Annotated in this window: 14 protein-coding genes and 3 pseudogenes; 10 read left to right on the top strand and 7 right to left on the bottom strand. The window is 60.3% G+C overall.

Features of this window, described 5'->3' with window-relative positions; all coding sequences use genetic code 11:
* The first annotated feature begins 101 nt into the window (after positions 1-101).
* Positions 102-284 carry a hypothetical protein gene (locus tag ONR75_RS18285; protein WP_265078505.1) on the top strand — a complete coding sequence of 61 codons (183 nt, stop codon included), beginning with the start codon at positions 102-104 and terminating at the stop codon, positions 282-284.
* A gap of 414 nt (positions 285-698) precedes the next feature.
* Here the strand turns inward: ONR75_RS18285 and ONR75_RS18280 are convergent, their stop codons facing one another.
* The 3 genes from ONR75_RS18280 to ONR75_RS18270 form a co-directional block, all read right to left on the bottom strand.
* Complete coding sequence (locus ONR75_RS18280) at positions 699-881, bottom strand: hypothetical protein (protein ID WP_265078504.1); 183 nt, start codon at positions 879-881, stop codon at positions 699-701.
* 41 nt (positions 882-922) lie between these two features.
* Positions 923-1,609 carry an acyltransferase family protein gene (locus tag ONR75_RS18275; protein WP_265078503.1) on the bottom strand — a complete coding sequence of 229 codons (687 nt, stop codon included), beginning with the start codon at positions 1,607-1,609 and terminating at the stop codon, positions 923-925.
* A 507-nt stretch (positions 1,610-2,116) separates the two neighbouring features.
* Positions 2,117-2,239 carry a hypothetical protein gene (locus ONR75_RS18270; RefSeq protein ID WP_265078502.1) on the bottom strand — a complete coding sequence of 41 codons (123 nt, stop codon included), beginning with the start codon at positions 2,237-2,239 and terminating at the stop codon, positions 2,117-2,119.
* A 1,099-nt stretch (positions 2,240-3,338) separates the two neighbouring features.
* Between ONR75_RS18270 and tnpA the strand changes: the two genes are divergently transcribed.
* From tnpA to tnpC, 3 genes are all read left to right on the top strand, one after another.
* On the top strand, positions 3,339-3,779 hold the full coding sequence (gene tnpA, locus ONR75_RS18265) for an IS66-like element accessory protein TnpA (RefSeq protein ID WP_265078501.1): 441 nt from the start codon (positions 3,339-3,341) through the stop codon (positions 3,777-3,779).
* Positions 3,776-4,132 (top strand): IS66 family insertion sequence element accessory protein TnpB, encoded by a 357-nt coding sequence (gene tnpB, locus ONR75_RS18260; RefSeq protein ID WP_143571891.1) that lies wholly within the window; start codon positions 3,776-3,778, stop codon positions 4,130-4,132. The genes tnpA and tnpB overlap by 4 nt, the downstream gene beginning before the upstream one ends.
* Before the next feature lie 77 nt (positions 4,133-4,209).
* Positions 4,210-5,733, top strand: coding sequence for an IS66 family transposase (tnpC, locus tag ONR75_RS18255; protein WP_265078500.1), 1,524 nt, complete (start codon positions 4,210-4,212; stop codon positions 5,731-5,733).
* Positions 5,734-5,875: 142 nt separating this feature from the next.
* Here tnpC and ONR75_RS18250 read toward each other — a convergent pair whose 3' ends face one another.
* The 4 genes from ONR75_RS18250 to ONR75_RS18235 form a co-directional block, all read right to left on the bottom strand.
* Complete coding sequence (locus ONR75_RS18250) at positions 5,876-6,568, bottom strand: methyltransferase family protein (RefSeq protein ID WP_265078499.1); 693 nt, start codon at positions 6,566-6,568, stop codon at positions 5,876-5,878.
* Entirely contained in the window at positions 6,565-6,822 is a 258-nt protein-coding gene (locus tag ONR75_RS18245; RefSeq protein WP_265078498.1) for a DUF2933 domain-containing protein, read from the bottom strand. The genes ONR75_RS18250 and ONR75_RS18245 overlap by 4 nt, the downstream gene beginning before the upstream one ends.
* A 42-nt stretch (positions 6,823-6,864) precedes the next feature.
* Entirely contained in the window at positions 6,865-7,599 is a 735-nt protein-coding gene (locus ONR75_RS18240) for a Spy/CpxP family protein refolding chaperone (protein WP_265078497.1), read from the bottom strand.
* A 288-nt stretch (positions 7,600-7,887) separates the two neighbouring features.
* Complete coding sequence (locus ONR75_RS18235; RefSeq protein ID WP_265078496.1) at positions 7,888-8,529, bottom strand: DUF1109 domain-containing protein; 642 nt, start codon at positions 8,527-8,529, stop codon at positions 7,888-7,890.
* Positions 8,530-8,611: 82 nt separating this feature from the next.
* On the opposite strand from ONR75_RS18235, the pseudogene ONR75_RS18230 reads away from it, so the two are divergent.
* The 6 genes and pseudogenes from ONR75_RS18230 to ONR75_RS18205 all read left to right on the top strand — a co-directional run.
* Positions 8,612-8,782, top strand: a pseudogene (locus ONR75_RS18230) (metal-sensitive transcriptional regulator); the annotation flags it as partial.
* Between the two features lie 586 nt (positions 8,783-9,368).
* Positions 9,369-9,776: a FixH family protein gene (locus ONR75_RS18225; protein WP_265083722.1), complete on the top strand. Its 408-nt coding sequence runs from the start codon at positions 9,369-9,371 to the stop codon at positions 9,774-9,776.
* Positions 9,773-11,184, top strand: a pseudogene (locus ONR75_RS18220) (efflux RND transporter periplasmic adaptor subunit). The gene ONR75_RS18225 and the pseudogene ONR75_RS18220 overlap by 4 nt, the downstream one beginning before the upstream one ends.
* Positions 11,181-14,334, top strand: a pseudogene (locus ONR75_RS18215) (efflux RND transporter permease subunit). Before ONR75_RS18220 ends, ONR75_RS18215 begins: the two co-directional pseudogenes overlap by 4 nt.
* A gap of 280 nt (positions 14,335-14,614) precedes the next feature.
* Complete coding sequence (locus ONR75_RS18210) at positions 14,615-14,878, top strand: hypothetical protein (RefSeq protein ID WP_265078495.1); 264 nt, start codon at positions 14,615-14,617, stop codon at positions 14,876-14,878.
* 5 nt (positions 14,879-14,883) lie between these two features.
* Positions 14,884-16,089 (top strand): MFS transporter, encoded by a 1,206-nt coding sequence (locus ONR75_RS18205; RefSeq protein ID WP_413776524.1) that lies wholly within the window; start codon positions 14,884-14,886, stop codon positions 16,087-16,089.
* Positions 16,090-16,116 lie beyond the last annotated feature (27 nt).

Below are 16,116 nucleotides of genomic sequence, written 5' to 3'. Positions count from 1 at the left end.
GTAAGTCCTCCTCGTCTGGCCGCGCCGCCAAATCTGATTTGGATCAATTCCGGACTCGTTGTTAGCTTCATCTCTGACCAAGATTGCCGGGGAGATTTCCTATGGAGCGATTCATCCATAACGAGAACCTTAACCTGTGGCGCAGGCAGCTTTCAGAGACAACTGACCCAAAGAAAAGAGCGGTATTGCTGGATCTCATCGCTAAGGAAATGGCCCGGGACGATGAAATAGAAACGCGTGCGAAAGCCGCCGCCAAATCGCAGCCTCGAGAAAAGCACCCCTGAGAGCCGCTTCAGTTGTCTTAGATCAACGTGGCCGCCGACTTGGAGACTATCGTCATAAGAGCACTTTCCGAACGACCTGAGGGGGTGCAGTTCCGGTATGTGTCAGGGGTCCGGCGATTACCCTCAGCCGGACTCCGCATTAGTTGGCGGGCACTTTTGCCAAGCCACGAGATGCGTTCTCCCGCTTCCGATCTTGCCGTCACCAAGTCACAGTCGAATTGGCGACGCTGCCGCAGAACCTGACGTGGGCTCAGATCGGTCGGCGCATGCTCTGCGAAGAATGCGGCGGCGTCGGCGCCGTCCACTTCGAACCGCACTGGCACACCAACACGCAGCATGTGGTGCCCTTCACCGCCGGTTGGAAGGCCCGGACTTAGATAGTCCTTGCGCGCTCCGCCTCCGAAGCGCGGACGATCATGAAATCGCCGACCAGACGCCTTTATTGATGTCAAACTTGATGGAGCCTTCGTCTCGCATCTTGAGGAGGAGCGATTGACAGGCCTCTTGATTGGCGATGTTCGTCCGCTTCATGACGTCGAAGACCTTCATCGGCTTCTCGCGCAACGCAGCGATAACTTTCTCTCGGTCTTTTAGCATTTGAGCGTCCTGGTTCAGAGTGATCGGTGACAATACACGCGCTACGCCCATCTATTTCGGACAATTCGCGCGAACCTGAGTATCGGTTTCTCAAGCCAATGGTAACTTGCTAGCCCCGCAAAGTTGGCCATGACTAAGGAAAGCACCGCAGTAATGATCCAGCCGGTTAAACCCGCCGAAAAAAGAAGCCTCCCGAGAGTAGCTATCAACAGAAAATGGCACAGATAGATGGAATACGAGGCGTCTCCCAGCGCCTCGATCCAGCGAGGGCAATTGAGCTTTAGAAGTTTCGAATCCGTCCATCCGCCAGCAAAAAAGCTGAGAAGGCCGCCCGCAATGAATTCGAGAGTATTAACGGACCCTAGAAACGCCGAACTGTCGAAGATCCAAATTGTCGCTGTTATAATGGCCCAGGCCAGATATGCAGATCGAAGTTCTATTCTCGCCGCAATGAACAGGGAAACGACCGCATAAAAATAGACTTCATAGATGAGTGACCACGCAACAGGTACGATCGGCGCTGAGCTCGATGGCACCAACAAAATCGCAGGCAAAAGCTCTGCGGTAGAGAATGTATGAGATTGCCAGAATTTGAAAAAGCCAACGGTCAGGCCGAGATAAAACCAGTAAATCGGATAAATACGCGAAATCCGAAGAAAAACGAAAGTCCTGCAGTCTTGCTGAAGGGCCACGCGGGCTATGACAAAGCCGCTAATGACGAAAAACATGTCGACCCCAAGCCGGCCGAGTTGGTGTCCGAACAAGACGTAGGGGCTGAAGCACAGGATAAAGACGGCTCTGAAGCCCTATTAAGTGATCTATGACAACAAGATTCGCAGCGACCGCGCGAAGCCCCTGTAGCGTCCCAATTTTTCGATGCATGCCGCCCCCGACGTTCGCGCGCATCGGAACGCAACCGATAAGTGACAGTACAATGTTTCGAAGTGTTGCTATTTGCAACAATGGAATTGGGGCTATGTTCTCCTACTCAAGTGCAAGGGACGGGGTGCGGCAATCTGCTTGCCATGAGCCCCGAGGCCATGCCGGCGATCTTCACGGGGCCGAAGAATGGGACGTATGGATGAGGGCGCGCCGTGGACCGAGGCTGCCGCCTTGCAAAGACCGCAGCCCGATGCAGAACTAAAGATCGAGGCTCGCGGGAACGCAGAACAGGATGACGTTGCTTGGGCCTGATGCTCGGAACGGCGCAGGTGCTTGCGGGATGTCATCGCCGCTCACCCGTACTGCGAGTCCGGAACGATGGCGACACTTGGTGTTCGGCCCCAGTCGTAGAGAAGCACCAATTCTTCGTGAAACATATAAATCAGTTCGTCAGCGGTGATGGGCTTCTTCGGCATCTGTCCCTCAGGGCGTCATTTTAAACACCACGTCCAATAAAGCCACAAACTCGGAACCTGCAGCCGCGATATATGCGGAAATTGATTTTGGAACATATCCGGCCGCGGTCAGTTCATAGCTCGCTTTCCTAGAAGCCAATCCGTTACGGACTGTTGGATCCCCCGCGCTTAACTGCGCGCCGTCTCAGCCCATGTACCCCTACCGGAGGTTCAATGGAGCATTTTATAAGTGACGAAAATTCGAAGCACTATCGGATCTTGCTTGAGGATCCGGGTGTCGCGAATGACCCAGTGCGCCATGCAACAATACTGCGGTTGCTCGCCGAGGAAAAAGCCAAAAAGAAGCCGCCAACGTGAAGACGTGGATTTATTGTACAAGCGTCGTCGATAAGTGGTGAATTGCAAGCGACAATTTACTGCCCTGCGAATTGCTTGACTCCGTACTGGCCATTAAGGAAGCACCTGCCGGTGCCGGTCGATAAGGATTTGCCGACGGCGGAATCGACCATCTTGTCGATCGTAATCGTGACGTCGCCATTTGTTGCCGTCGATGTCTGAGACTGGCCGCCGGAATTGTTGTAACGGTTACGTTCGGCACCTTGCGATCTGCCATCTGGCGCTTGAGTCCGCTCAGAATCGAGACTGGAACCGCCGCGATGCGCTCCGCGTGGCAAGCTTGCAAGTCAATCGGTGCTGGCTGATGAACCGGCCGACAGCGTCCCGCCGCTATATTGCCGAATCGCCGCCCCATCCTTCGATGTCAGCGCAAAACTACAAAAGCGTGCTGCCCTCATAACTTTTGCCCCGTCCTCATTCCCCCCAGACCCCGAGAGGACCGGGCTGTTTCTTTCCACGCTGACGGCGGCGTTATCTGGATCGTCGGCTGCTAGAGCGGCGCGCCGCTGGCGTGCATCGCGTTGTGAGAGACGTATCCTCCTAGCACCCGGAACACCTGCGTGAGCCAAGACGCCAGGCGGGGAGCGGCGGCTTCGAGTTGTGGCTGCGACGCCCCAACGTACGTAAGCGTCGTTCCGGCGCCACCTTCCGGCCAATGTGCAGATCTGCGATTTTGCGGTTACGTCGAACCGCAAGGCTTAGAATGGACACAGTGGATAGTGCTATCACCAAGCCGGTTCGCCGGCTGGAGGTGTTCACCGGTGCGGGGCGCCGTCGGACATGGAGCGACGCGGACAAGGCGCGGGTGGTCGCGGAGATCGAAGCCAGCGGCGACTCGGTTTCCGGGGTGGCACGCCGGCACGGATTGTCGCCGCAGCAATTGTTTGGCTGGCGCCGGCAAGTCAAAGAATCTCAAGCGGTCGTTTCCAAGGATGACGAACCACGGTTCGTCCCGGCGGTCATCGATGCGGCACCGTCCGACACCGGGGGACCTCGGCAGCGCAAGACGCGGCGACAGCATCGGGATGAACCGCCCGCCGGAATGATCGAGGTTGCGATCGACGGCGTGACGGTGCGCATCGGCGCGGGCGCCCCGGCGGACACGATCGCCGCGGTGTTGCGGGCGCTGAAAGCCGGCGCGTGATCGGCCCGACCGGCGCGGTCCGCGTCATGGTCGCGACCAGACCTGTGGACTTCCGCAAGGGCGCCGATGGGCTGGCGGCACTGGTGCGCGAGAGCATGGCGGCGGATCCGTTCTCTGGCGCGGTCTACGTGTTCCGCGCCAAGCGCGCGGATCGGATCAAGCTGGTGTATTGGGACGGCACGGGTCTGTGTCTGTTCGCCAAGCGGCTGGAGGATGGCATCTTCCGCTGGCCGAAGATCGAAGACGGCGTGATCCATTTATCGGCCGCGCAATTGTCGGCGCTGCTCGAAGGGCTGGATTGGCGGCGTGTCCACACGGCGCGCGAGACGGTGACGCCGGCGCAGCCTGGCTGACGCCTGTTGCTGTGGCAAAGTGAATCAGCAGCATCGAGCACGTCGCAAAATGCCGGTAAATATGCTCTGATTTGATCATGCCGCGCGACGCATTGCCCGATGATTCCGAGACGCTGAAAGCGATGCTGCTCGCCGAGCGGGTGCAGAACGAACGGCTGCGTCAGATCATCAGGGACCTGCAGCGCCACCAGTTTGGCCGCCGGGCGGAGACGCTGCCAGAGGACCAGATGCTGCTGGGCCTGGAAGACGTCGAGCAGGCGGCGGCGCGTGACGCCGCAGAAGCTGAGCAGGCGACACCGGCCGCACGACGGGCCGGAGCTGCGAAGCGTCGGGCCAACCGCGGCGCGCTGCCGGCGCATCTGCCGCGGATTGAGACCACCATCGACATCGACGACAAGACCTGCCTCTGCTGCCGGGGCGCGTTGCACCGGATTGGCGAAGACAAGAGCGAGCGGCTGGATATCGTGCCGGCGCAGTTCCGGGTGCTGGTCACGATCCGGCCGAAATACGCTTGTCGCCAATGTGAGGATGGCGTCGTGCAGGCCCCGGTGCCGGCGCGGCTGATCGAGGGTGGGCTGCCGACCGAAGCCACCATCGCCCAAGTACTCGTCTCCAAATATGCGGATCATCTGCCGCTCTATCGGCAGTCCCAGATCTATGCCCGCCAGGGCGTCAACCTCGACCGCTCGACGCTGGCAGACTGGGTGGGGAATGCCGCCTGGCATCTGCGTCCGTTGCACCAACGCCTGCTCGAAAAGCTCAAAGAGCGGCCAAAACTGTTTGCCGATGAGACGACGTTGCCAGTGCTGGATCCCGGCCGCGGCCGCACCAAGACCGGCCAGTTATGGGCCTATGCCGCCGATGACCGGCCATGGAATGGATCCGATCCGCCGGGCGTGGCCTATGTCTACGCCCCGGACCGCAAGGCCGAGCGGCCGATCATCCATCTCGAAGGCTTCAAGGGCATCCTGCAGGTGGACGGCTATGCCGGCTACCGCAGGTTGGCCGAGCGCGGCGACGTGCAGCTCGCATTTTGCTGGGTCCATGTGCGGCGTAACTTCTACAAGCTCGCCACGCCCGGTCCTGCGCCGATCGCCAGCGAAGCGCTTCAGCGCATCGTTGCGCTGTATGCGATCGAGAAGGAAATCCGCGGCCGCAGCGCCGAGGAGCGTCGCCTGGTTCGGCAGCAGAAAAGCCGACCGCTGATCGACGCCTTGGAGAGTTGGCTGCGCGCAAAACTCGGGCTGATCAGCCAAAAGGGCAAACTCGCCGAGGCAATCAACTACGCCCTGTCACGTTGGGCGGGCCTGGCCCGCTTCCTCGACGATGGCCGCATCGAGCTCGACAACAACACCGTCGAGCGCTCCATCCGCCCGATCACGCTGAACCGGAAAAATGCCTTGTTCGCGGGCTCCGACGGCGGCGCCGAGCACTGGGCAACGATCGCAACGCTGATAGAGACCTGCAAACTCCACGACATCGATCCCCTCGGCTATCTCTCGGATGTTCTCGCCAGGATCGCCAACGGTCACCCCAACCGCGATATCGAAGCGCTACTGCCGTGGGCCTACAGAAAGCAAGACCTCAGAGCCGTGGCTTGAGGACGACGCTTACCAACGTACCGAAGGTCTTCGGGAAGCAACGGCGGGCGGAGCACCAAGAAATACGCTCCCATGACTAGCAGGCCCGCGCCGAACAAGATCAGCAAGACCGACGAGACTGGCCATGTTTCGCGAGGTTGCTTCATGGATCTTCGCGGCCGATGTAGTCGTTAAATGCCGATCGAGAGGGTTTTGCGCCGTTATGACCGCCAAATGTGGGCATCCAGCCCGGGATGACCGCAGCATATTGTTCGTATGCTTCGCCGAATTCTGCGCGAGCGTCACGCTCCTCCTGGTGCGCCAGATGGACGTACATTGCGACCAGTACGGGAAACATTGCGAGCGTCAGTATTGTTGGCCACTGCAGAATGAAACCAAACATCACAAGGATGAAGCCCATATATTGCGGATGACGCATATAGGCGTAGGCGCCCTCCGTCGCCAATTTTCGACGTTGTTGCGCGACGTACAGCGCGCGCCAGGCGACCGAGATCAAAAAGAAGCCGCCAGCAATGAATGCAAAGCTCAAGACATGAAACGGTCCCGCGTGCGGGTTTGTCTTCCAGCCGAACATCATCTCGAGCAGATGCCCGGCGTCGTGCGAGAACCAGTCGACGTTGGGATAGTGTGATTGTAACCAGCCAGAGAAGAAGTATATCGTAAGCGGAAATCCGTACATCTCGGTGAACAGCGCCACCAAAAACGCGCTGAAGGCGCCGAACGACCGCCAGTCACGGGTCGTTTGAGGCTTGAAGAAGCTGTACGCGAACAGGATGAAAACCACCGAATTGACGAGTACCAAGCCCCAAAGGCCATAGGCCGGCGAGTCGTTCATGGTGCCTTCCTCCCGTCGCCTGGCTGACCGGTGCCTCCTCGGCCATGATGCCCGTGATGCATGAAGAGATGCATCAAGGGGCAGGCGAGCAGGGGCAGCCAAATCAGCAGACCGAGGACGTGCGATCGATGTTCGGTGAACAGGAGCGCGCCGGCGATGATGGCGAATCCCATGAAAACCAGCCCTGCGCGCGATGTCAGAAAGCTGGCTTGAGGTGTCTCGCTTTCACCATGTGAATGATCGTGCATCGACATCGAGATCTCCTGTCAGACCAGCAGGTAGGAAGAATTCCGGGCCTACTTGTTCTTCATGCCCGAGGTATGGCCGCGCTGCATTTGTCCCGGTCCCATCTGGCCGGACTGCATCTGGTCCCGCGACATCGGCGAAGCCGTCACGGCCATCGCTCCCATACCCATGTGCGGGGCGAGGAGATCGTCAGCCGCCTTCTTTTGGTCGTCCGACAAGATCTCGTTCAGCTTGGCGAAAGCGGATTTCATCGTCCGGGTGCCGTCGAGACGTGCAAGAAGCCATTTTTCCTGCAGGTCGAGACGATCGGCCAGTGTCGCAACAGGTGCTTGCGCGCCGTCCATGCCGGACATCATCGATGCTCGAACCTCGGCCAGTTTGTTCGCATTTACGCGCAAGGCGTCGGCAAATCCGTTCCAGGCGCCTGCCTGAGCGTCCGTTATATTGATCTCGGTTCGCAGAAACGCGATGCGGCCCTCGACGTGATCAATGGCGACCATGCCGCGCCCCATCATTTCCATGCTTTGACCCGCCGATTTCATCCTGGACATGCTGCTCATCATGTTCTTCATGTCGGTCATCATGCCCATCATCGGCATGTTTCCCATGCCGCCTTGCGGCGGCTTCATGTCCGGCTGACTTGCGGGCGGCGCCGGATTTGCCGGAACGGCCTCGGATTTCGTATCCGACGGGTGATGAGCGTTGTGGTCGGCCGGTGATTGCGACCAGGCCGGGGTCGAAAGTGCTGCCGCTGCAAGTGCTACTACCATCGTCAAATGCTTCATGACCTGATCCTCTGCTGTTAGAGTCGGATGCGAGCCGTCTTGGCCGCGATTTCTCGATTTCGATGGTGGTCCAGAGCATTAATCCGGACCTAATTATTCCCGGGCGTCGCACCGAAACACTTGATGTGTGCCTTCGTTGATAAGTTCGGAACAGGATGCCGGGCGGTTACAAGTCCCGTAGAATTTTTGCGATACCCTCCATCAAGTAAGGGGCCAGGCCCTGCGTTCGAACGGCGGGGCATGTTTTGCCCATGTCGAGGTCGGCCCGTCGGGTGGGCACGGCAAAGGCTACCAACGTAGTAGTCGCGGACCCAGCTTCCAACCGGCATAGGTGCATAGGGCGATGGTCCCGCCATACCACAACGCGAAGAATGGCACCGAGTCATCGGCGCAATGAAGCGCATAGCCGGTTGCGCTCAGGCAGCCCGCGACCAGACCGGCGAATGCGCCGGTGCGCGCCAGGTCTGTCGGGGCCATCTGGCGAACCGCCCAAACGATCACGGCAAACGGAACGATGGCGATGAGCGGAATCGAGATCACGCACTCGAGCGCTTCGCTGCTGAGAACTGCCCCCTTCCAATGCGGGGCTGGCGCGAAGGCGAGGCTTAACGCGCACAGCAGCATGACGGCGATGAACGGCAAGGCGATCAGAGCCCCCGAAGACTTTCGCTCACCGCCAGGGCGGGTAAGCCTGATCAGGTAGATCGACGCCGGAACGAGGATGATGAAAGTAGAAGCGACCTTGAAGAGCGCTGCAAAATAGCTTCCCGCCGTCGAGAGATCCGTACGTGGTCCAAACACAAGAAACACTATTGCCACTGCAATGGCGGTGCCCGCCGCGACCGCGAGGGCGATGTTCCGTCCGACCTGCCGATGATCGACCGCCTCGACATTGTTGCTCAGCATGGAGATCAGGTCTTCGGTCTTCATATGCGCTTCCCCCGTGCGATCGAGGCGACCAAAGCCTTCATTCCCCGATGCACGTTGACCTTCACCGCCGATTCCGACATGCCTCGTCACGCAGATCTCCGCTGTGAGGGCGGCGCTTCGGCGTGTCGAAGAAGAAATATTGAAGGACCACGTGTCTCACTGCGTCGAACACGCAATTGCCAGTGGCGATAGGGCTGATCAGCGGGCTAAGATAACTGAGCTCATGGCCGTGATCGGTCGATCCGACAGATAAACTGAACTAGATATTCGCCAGCACCTTGATGTTGATCAATGCCGGGCAAATGAAACTGCTGTCCCCTCAAAGCAGTGGATCTACCGCGAAACACGAGAATTCAGGTCCGTGAAACACACGTTTGCCATCCGCAGGGCGATCGCGATCCTCTTGATCGCAGGCCTTACCTTGGCTCCGTTCTTCCGGTCTGGCACGGCGGAAATGTCTTCGGACGTGTCGATGCAGGCGGTACAGGATACCTCTGTCACGGCCAAGACAGACGAAATAGCAGACGACATGCGGTGCTGTCCTTCAACGGCGCCCGCACCTGTCGATTGCGACAAGTGCGTCTTCATGGGAGCCTGCGGGTCGGCATGTTTCGTCGGCATTTCGGCGGGTATCTCCCAGCCGTTGCCGATTCCTTCCGATGCGATTTCGCTTCGACGCAACGATGCTCGGCCTGACAGTTTCGGCCGCCCACCACCCGAATATCCGCCTCGAAGTCTGGTCTGAGCGGCGCCAAGCCGCCGTTCGATGCCACGCGACCTTGTCGCGTGGTCGATGCATGCCGTCTTGCGGCACGACCATGACAATCGAGGATTTCAGGATGAAGAAGCTCCATATCGCGCGCGCCCTCGGGGCTGCGCTGACCGCCATCGCTGTCGCCGGTTCGGCCGGAGTCGCCCGCGCCGACATCAAGAATTACGAATTCAAGCTCGTTGAGACGACCATCACCGCCGGCAGGGATAAGATCATCACGGTCCGGCTCGTCGACAAAACGACCGGCAAGCCGGTGCCTGACGCGGTGATCTTCGCAAGCCGTCTGGACATGGCTCCGGAAGGAATGCCGGAGATGGCCACCAAGATCGTGGGCGAACCTGGTGGGGAGCCAGGCAGCTATCGCTTCAAGGCGACCTTTGGAATGGAAGGGCAGTGGCTGCTTTCGATTGGCGCCAAGGTGCAGGGCGAGACCGGATCGGTCGAAGGCAAGCTCGTCATCAAGGCGCAGAAATGAAGCGCGCCATCCTCAGGGTTGCCGGCGTCGCTGCTGTGATAGCGGCAGTGGCCGGCGCATTCGTCGGGGTCCGTTACCTGCCTTCGTCCGCCGGATCCGGAACGCTCGTTTCGACCGGGGTCGCGCAGACCGCCGATGAACCGGTGTACTATCAGGACCCGGATGGGAAGCCGATCTATTCCCTGACACCGAGGAAAACCGCGGAGGGGCGGGATTTCCGGGGCGTGTCGGCAAGTGCAGATCTGAGATCTCGACGATGAGCCTGCTGCGCCGCCTGCCGTGGCCGGTGCTGTAGACCGGAAGGTCAAATTTTACCGCAATCCCATGGGCCTGGCGGACACCTCGCCAATCCCGAAGAAAGATCTCGATGGGGATGGACTACATCCCTGTCTACGAAGGCGACGATACCGACGATGGGTCGATCAAGCTTTCACCGGGAAAGATCCAGCGGACAGGCGTCAAGTCCGAACCGGCTGAGCTTCGGATCATCCGGACGGCAATTCGGGCGCCCGGCACCATCCAACTCGACGAGCGCCGCATTTCGGTTATTTCGATGAGGTCGGAAAGCTGGGTCCAGAAGGTCGCCGATGTCACGACCGGCTCACGGGTGAGCAAGGGCCAGCCGTTGATGGAAATTTTTAGTCCGTCAATCTCGTCGGCCGCCGCTGAATATACTGCCACCATCAATTCGAAGATCACGGGCGGCGCTGGACCATATGGACGCGGCTCACGGCAGCGGCTGATGAATCTCGACGTCCCGGAAGCGGCCATCGTCGCCATGGAAAAGGGCGCGTCCGTACCGCTCGCTATCCAGTGGTCTGCGCCGCGCGACGGCATCGTGCTCGAACGCAATGCCATCGAGGGCATGCGGGCCCAACCGGGCGACGTGCTGTTCCGCGTCGCCGATACCTCGGTGGTGTGGGCGATGGTCGATATCGCCGAGCGCGAACTCGGCGCCATCGCCGTCGGACAGCCGGTGATAGTTAGGGCACGCGGATTGCCAGGGCGGGAGTTCGCAGGGAACATCGGCATCGTCTATCCGCAGATCAACCGCGAGAGCCGGACGGCCCGCCTACGCATCGAATTGGCGAACCCAGATCTCGCTCTGCTTCCGGACATGTATGTCGATGCTGCAATCGCCACAAGAATCCCGCAGCCCGTCCTTGCCGTTCCGGAGAGCGCCGTGCTGGATACAGGCACCAGGCAGGCCGTATTCGTCGATAAGGGACAGGGCCGCTTCGAGCCGCGGGAGGTGAAGCTCGGGCATCGCGGCGGAGGCTACGTGGAGGTCCGAGAGGGTGTCGGCAATGGCGATCTGGTGGTCGTTTCGGCGAACTTCCTGATCGACGCCGAGAGCAATCTCAAGGCCGCCCTGAAGGGCTTCTCGGACGCCGGAGCACAGAAATGATCGCCCGTCTGATCGCTTGGTCTGCGCGCAACCTGTTGCTGGTGTTCTTCGGCGCCACCTTTGCTGCCGCTGCGGGGATGTATGCGCTGGTGCATCTGCCGCTCGACGCCATTCCGGATCTCTCCGACAGCCAGGTCATCGTCTATACGGAATACCCCGGACAGGCGCCGCAGGTCGTCGAGGATCAGGTCACCTATCCGCTGACGACAGCCATGTTGACGGTACCGCGCTCCAAGGTCGTGCGTGGCTTCTCGTTCTTCGGCGTTTCGTTCGTCTACGTCATCTTCGAGGACGGCACCGACATCTACTGGGCCCGGTCGCGGGTGCTGGAGTTCCTGAACAGCGCAACGTCGCGGTTGCCAACTGGAGTGACGCCGACGATCGGACCGGACGCCACCGGCGTGGGCTGGGTCTACCAGTATGCCGTGATGTCCAAGGAACTAAACCTGGCCGAGACCCGCACCATCCAGGACTGGAACCTGAAATTTGCGCTCGCCAAGGCGGAGGGGTGGCGGAGGTCGCCAGCGTCGGCGGCTTCGTCAAGCAGTACAACGTGATCCTGGATCCGCAGCGGATGCGGGACCTTGGCATTACCATGCAGAAGATGCGCGAGTCGATCCGCGCGAGCAACGCCGACGTCGGTGGACGGACTGTCGAATTGTCCGAGTTCGAATATGTGATCCGCGGCAAGGGCTACCTGAAGGGTATCGACGACCTCGGGAATATCGTTCTGAAGACCAACAATGGCACGCCCGTCCTGCTCCGCGACGTTGCCCGGGTCGAGATAGGCCCTGACGAACGGCGCGGCATCACCGAACTGAATGGGGAAGGGGAGGTCGCCGGCGGCGTCGTGCTGCAACGCTTCGGCGTCAACGCGCTCGATGTCATCGAGAACGTGAAGAAGCGGTTCAAGGAGATCGCCAGCAGCCTGCCGAAGTCGGTCGAGATCGTGGCGGTCTATGACCGCTCGACGCTCATCAACGCGGCTATCGAAACGCTCAAGCACACCCTTCTCGAGGAGAGTCTGGTCGTCGCGATGGTATGCATCGTGTTCCTGCTGCATTTCCGGAGCGCACTGGTGGCGATCGTCATGTTGCCCGTCGGCATCCTGATGGCTTTCGGCACCATGAAGCTGCTGGGACTCGGCGCCAACATCATGAGTCTTGGTGGCATCGCCATCGCCATCGGGGCGATGATCGACGCTGCGATCGTCATGATCGAGAATGCGCACAAGCATCTCGAGCGGGCACAGCCTGGTCAATCGCGGGTCGCGGTGCTGATCGAGGCAGCGTCCGAGGTCGGGCCGGCGCTGTTCTTCAGCTTGCTGATCATCACCGTGTCATTCATGCCGATCTTCACGCTGGAGGCGCAGGAGGGGCGCCTTTTCAGCCCGTTGGCGTTCACCAAGACCTTTTCCATGGCGGCGGCAGCACTTTTGTCGATCACTCTGGTGCCGGCGCTGATGATCGTCTTCGTCCGCGGGCGGATTGTCCCGGAACACAAGAATCCGATCAATCGTGTCCTAATCTGGATATATCGGCCGGTAATCAAGGCCGTGATGCGGGCAAGAGTGCTGGTGATCGTGCTGTCGCTTGCGGTGCTGGCGGTCACGATCTGGCCGGCACGTCAGCTGGGGACCGAGTTCATGCCCAGCCTGAACGAAGGAACGTTGCTGTACATGCCGACGACGCTGCCCGGCATTTCGGTCACCAAGGCCGCCGAACTTCTGCAGATGCAGGACCGCATCATTCGCTCCTTCCCCGAAGTGTCGTCGGTCTACGGCAAGGCGGGCCGCGCTGCGACCGCGACCGATCCTGCTCCTTCCGAGATGTTCGAGACGATCGTGAATCTCAAGCCGAAGGAGGATTGGCGCCCCGGAGTGACGGTAGACAGCCTGATTTCGGAAATGGACAAGGCGCTGCAGTTTCCCGGGGTGTCCAACGCCTGGACCATGCCGATCAAGGCCCGCATCGACATGTTGTCGACGGGAATTCGGACTCCGATCGGCGTGAAGGTGATCGGTACCGATCTGGTCGAGATCGACAGACTGGCGAAGGAGATCGAGCAGGTGCTCAAAGCCGTTCCCGGAACTTCGTCAGCATACGCGGAGCGCGGGATCGGCGGTTACTATCTCGACGTGACGCCGGACCGCGCGGCACTCGCGCGCTACGGCATCATGATCCAGGACGTCCAGGATGTCATCGGCACGGCGCTCGGCGGCCAGACGGTCACCACGACTGTGGAAGGTCGGCAGCGCTTCGCCGTCAACATGCGTTATCCCCGGGATATGAGGGAGAATCCGCAAGCTATCGCCAGCGACATCCTTGTCCCGATGCCGGCCGGCGGAGCAGTGCCGCTCGGGGAGGTTGCCAAGATCGAGCCGGCCCGGGGACCGACGTCGATACGGACTGAGAATGGTCAGTTGGCGACCTACGTCTACGTCGACATCCGCGATCGCGACCTTGGGGGCTACGTCGCCGACGCCAGGCAGGCCGTGCAAGCCAGTATCCAGTTTCCCCCGGTTACTATGTCATGTGGAGCGGTCAATACGAATACCTTGAACGCGCGACAGCGCGTCTGAAGATCGTCGTTCCGGTCACGCTGATGATCATCTTCCTGCTGCTCTATCTCAACTTCCGCTCCGTCGTTGACGCCATGATCGTGATGCTGTCTCTGCCCTTCGCGTTGGTCGGAGGCATTTGGCTGATGTGGTGGCTCGGTTTCAACCTGTCGGTGGCTGTGGTCGTCGGTTTCATCGCGCTCGCAGGCGTAGCCGCCGAGACGGGCGTGGTGATGCTGATCTATCTCAATCATGCCTTGGACGAAGCTAAGGCGCGATGCGCGGTCGAAGCCCGGAATCTGACACGGCGCGACCTCTATGAAGCGATCATGGTCGGCGCCGTCGAACGAGTGCGTCCGAAGATGATGACGGTGGTCGCTATCATGGCCGGCCTGCTGCCGATCATGTGGAGCACCGGCACCGGCTCGGAGATCATGCAGCGGATCGCCGTGCCGATGATCGGCGGCATGATCTCATCGACCCTGCTGACGCTGATTGTGATTCCAGCGATTTATGGATTGGTGAAGGAAGCGGATCTCGTCTCCGACGAGCAGGCCGTGCCTCTGCGGGCCGAGCCGATGCCGGAGTAGAGGAAAATAAAAGCGACAGCGTTGTCGTGCACGTTCCCTAGATGCCTGTGAAACGGCACCTGGACATTGTGCTCGCTTTATACCCAAGCCACGAAGCGTCCACCTCGGTTGATTCTCGCCGAAGACCTTGCGGTCAAGTAGCTGACGGACGCACTGTTTTGGACGAGGCGTCGCTTGAGACCGCTTGTTCCAAGTGATAAGATTTGTCTTCGGGTCGTCGACAACCGCCCGACGAGCCCTTGCGGTCAAGCGTTGTCTCTCTCCAGTCAGGAGGCGAGGCATGTCTTGCGTCAACGCGACTTGTGCATCGCTAAAGCAAGAACAGCCGCCGGTTTCCATCCCAAACCTCAGCCTGCATTGGCGACTCTTCGTTCGACATCTGGCCGATATTTCCTGGTATTTCGCGCGACGGTTCCGGCGTCGCGAGATTCTCGAACTGGATGACCGGCTCCTCGCCGATATCGATCAATCGCTGCAGGAAGTCGCCGATGATGCCCTCGAGGCCTATCGGACGCGCTCGACGATGTGGCTTGTCCACGGATGAAGGATATCGCATCAGTCAAGACGCGCCCCGACGTCCAGTATCTATATGCTGCGCGGGCGCTGCGCGGGTTCGGCGACGGCTTCGCCATCATCATTCTGCCCGTCTACCTTCTGGCGATCGGCTTGACGCCGCAGCAGGTCGGGATCGTCGCAAGCGTGTCGCTGTTCGGGACCGCCGCCCTGACCTTGATCGTCGGGTTCGTGGCTCCCCACTTCGACCTCCGCAACCTGTTTCTGGCAGGCGCGATTTTGACGGTGGTGACCGGGCTGAGCTTTCCCGTAGTCGATACCGTGGCACCGATCCTTCTCGTCGCATTCGTCGGAACCATCAATCCGTCGGCGGGCGATCTGGGGATGCTGATTCCCCTGGAACACGCTCTGCTGACGCAAGAGACGGAGGACCGCGACCGCACGCGCGTGTTCGCCCGCTACAGCCTGATTGGGGCGCTCACCGCCGCCGCCGGATCGCTCGCGGCGGCGGTGCCGGAACTGCTCGCCTCAAGGGGAATGCCGGAGCTCGGCGCACTCCGGCTGATGTTCTATGGGTACGCGGTTCTCGGACTGCTGGCGGCGCTCCTGTATGGCCGTCTGCCGCGAGACCAGATGCACGCGGCGGACCGCCCCAAGTCGTCGCTGGGGCCGTCCCGCATGATCGTCTACAAGCTCGCGGCCTTGTTCAGTCTGGACTCCTTTGCGGGCGGCTTTGTCGTGCAATCGTTGCTGGCGCTGTGGCTTTTCCAGCAGTTCGACCTCTCGCTCGCCGCAGCCAGCGTCTTTTTCTTCTGTTCCAGCGTGTTAAGTGCCTTTTCGTTTCCGGTGGCGGCCTGGCTTGCGAAGCGCATCGGTCTCGTCAACACCATGGTGTTCACCCACATTCCCCCAAGCATCTGCCTGATCGCGGTGGCCTTCTCCTCCAATTTGACGCTCGTCCTGGCGCTCCTACTGGTTCGGTCGGCATTGTCGCAGATGGATGTGCCGACGCGTTCCTCATACGTGATGGCTGTGGTGACGCCGCCGGAACGGACTGCGGCAGCGAGCGTGACCGCCGTCCCGCGCAGCCTGGCGTCGTCCGTCAGCCCCGCAATTGCGGGCTTCATGCTGGCTGGCCCGTTCTCCGGGCTCCCGCTTGTCGTATGCGGGTGTCTTAAGATTGCCTACGACCTCGCGCTGCTTGGCATGTTCCGGCACACGAAGCCGCCCGAAGAGAAATAGCTTTCGGATCGACGAAGCGACGGCCGC

The sequence above is a fragment of the Rhodopseudomonas sp. P2A-2r genome, assembly GCF_026015985.1.
In the GTDB taxonomy this organism is placed as follows: Bacteria; Pseudomonadota; Alphaproteobacteria; order Rhizobiales; family Xanthobacteraceae; genus Tardiphaga.
The sequence above is the reverse complement of the archived record's forward strand: the minus strand, read 5'-3'. Positions and strand labels throughout refer to the sequence as shown.

Excerpts from the sequence above, each read along its gene's own strand:
- ONR75_RS18270 (WP_265078502.1), bottom strand. The coding sequence starts at position 2,239 with ATGCCGAAGAAGCCCATCACCGCTGACGAACTGATTTATATGTTTCAC.
- ONR75_RS18210 (WP_265078495.1), top strand. The coding sequence starts at position 14,615 with ATGTCTTGCGTCAACGCGACTTGTGCATCGCTAAAGCAAGAACAGCCG.
- tnpC (WP_265078500.1), top strand. The coding sequence starts at position 4,210 with ATGCCGCGCGACGCATTGCCCGATGATTCCGAGACGCTGAAAGCGATG.
- ONR75_RS18285 (WP_265078505.1), top strand. The coding sequence starts at position 102 with ATGGAGCGATTCATCCATAACGAGAACCTTAACCTGTGGCGCAGGCAG.
- ONR75_RS18280 (WP_265078504.1), bottom strand. The coding sequence starts at position 881 with ATGCTAAAAGACCGAGAGAAAGTTATCGCTGCGTTGCGCGAGAAGCCG.
- ONR75_RS18250 (WP_265078499.1), bottom strand. The coding sequence starts at position 6,568 with ATGAACGACTCGCCGGCCTATGGCCTTTGGGGCTTGGTACTCGTCAAT.
- tnpA (WP_265078501.1), top strand. The coding sequence starts at position 3,339 with ATGGACACAGTGGATAGTGCTATCACCAAGCCGGTTCGCCGGCTGGAG.
- ONR75_RS18275 (WP_265078503.1), bottom strand. The coding sequence starts at position 1,609 with ATGTTTTTCGTCATTAGCGGCTTTGTCATAGCCCGCGTGGCCCTTCAG.
- ONR75_RS18240 (WP_265078497.1), bottom strand. The coding sequence starts at position 7,599 with ATGAAGCATTTGACGATGGTAGTAGCACTTGCAGCGGCAGCACTTTCG.
- ONR75_RS18235 (WP_265078496.1), bottom strand. The coding sequence starts at position 8,529 with ATGAAGACCGAAGACCTGATCTCCATGCTGAGCAACAATGTCGAGGCG.
- ONR75_RS18245 (WP_265078498.1), bottom strand. The coding sequence starts at position 6,822 with ATGTCGATGCACGATCATTCACATGGTGAAAGCGAGACACCTCAAGCC.
- ONR75_RS18225 (WP_265083722.1), top strand. The coding sequence starts at position 9,369 with ATGAAGAAGCTCCATATCGCGCGCGCCCTCGGGGCTGCGCTGACCGCC.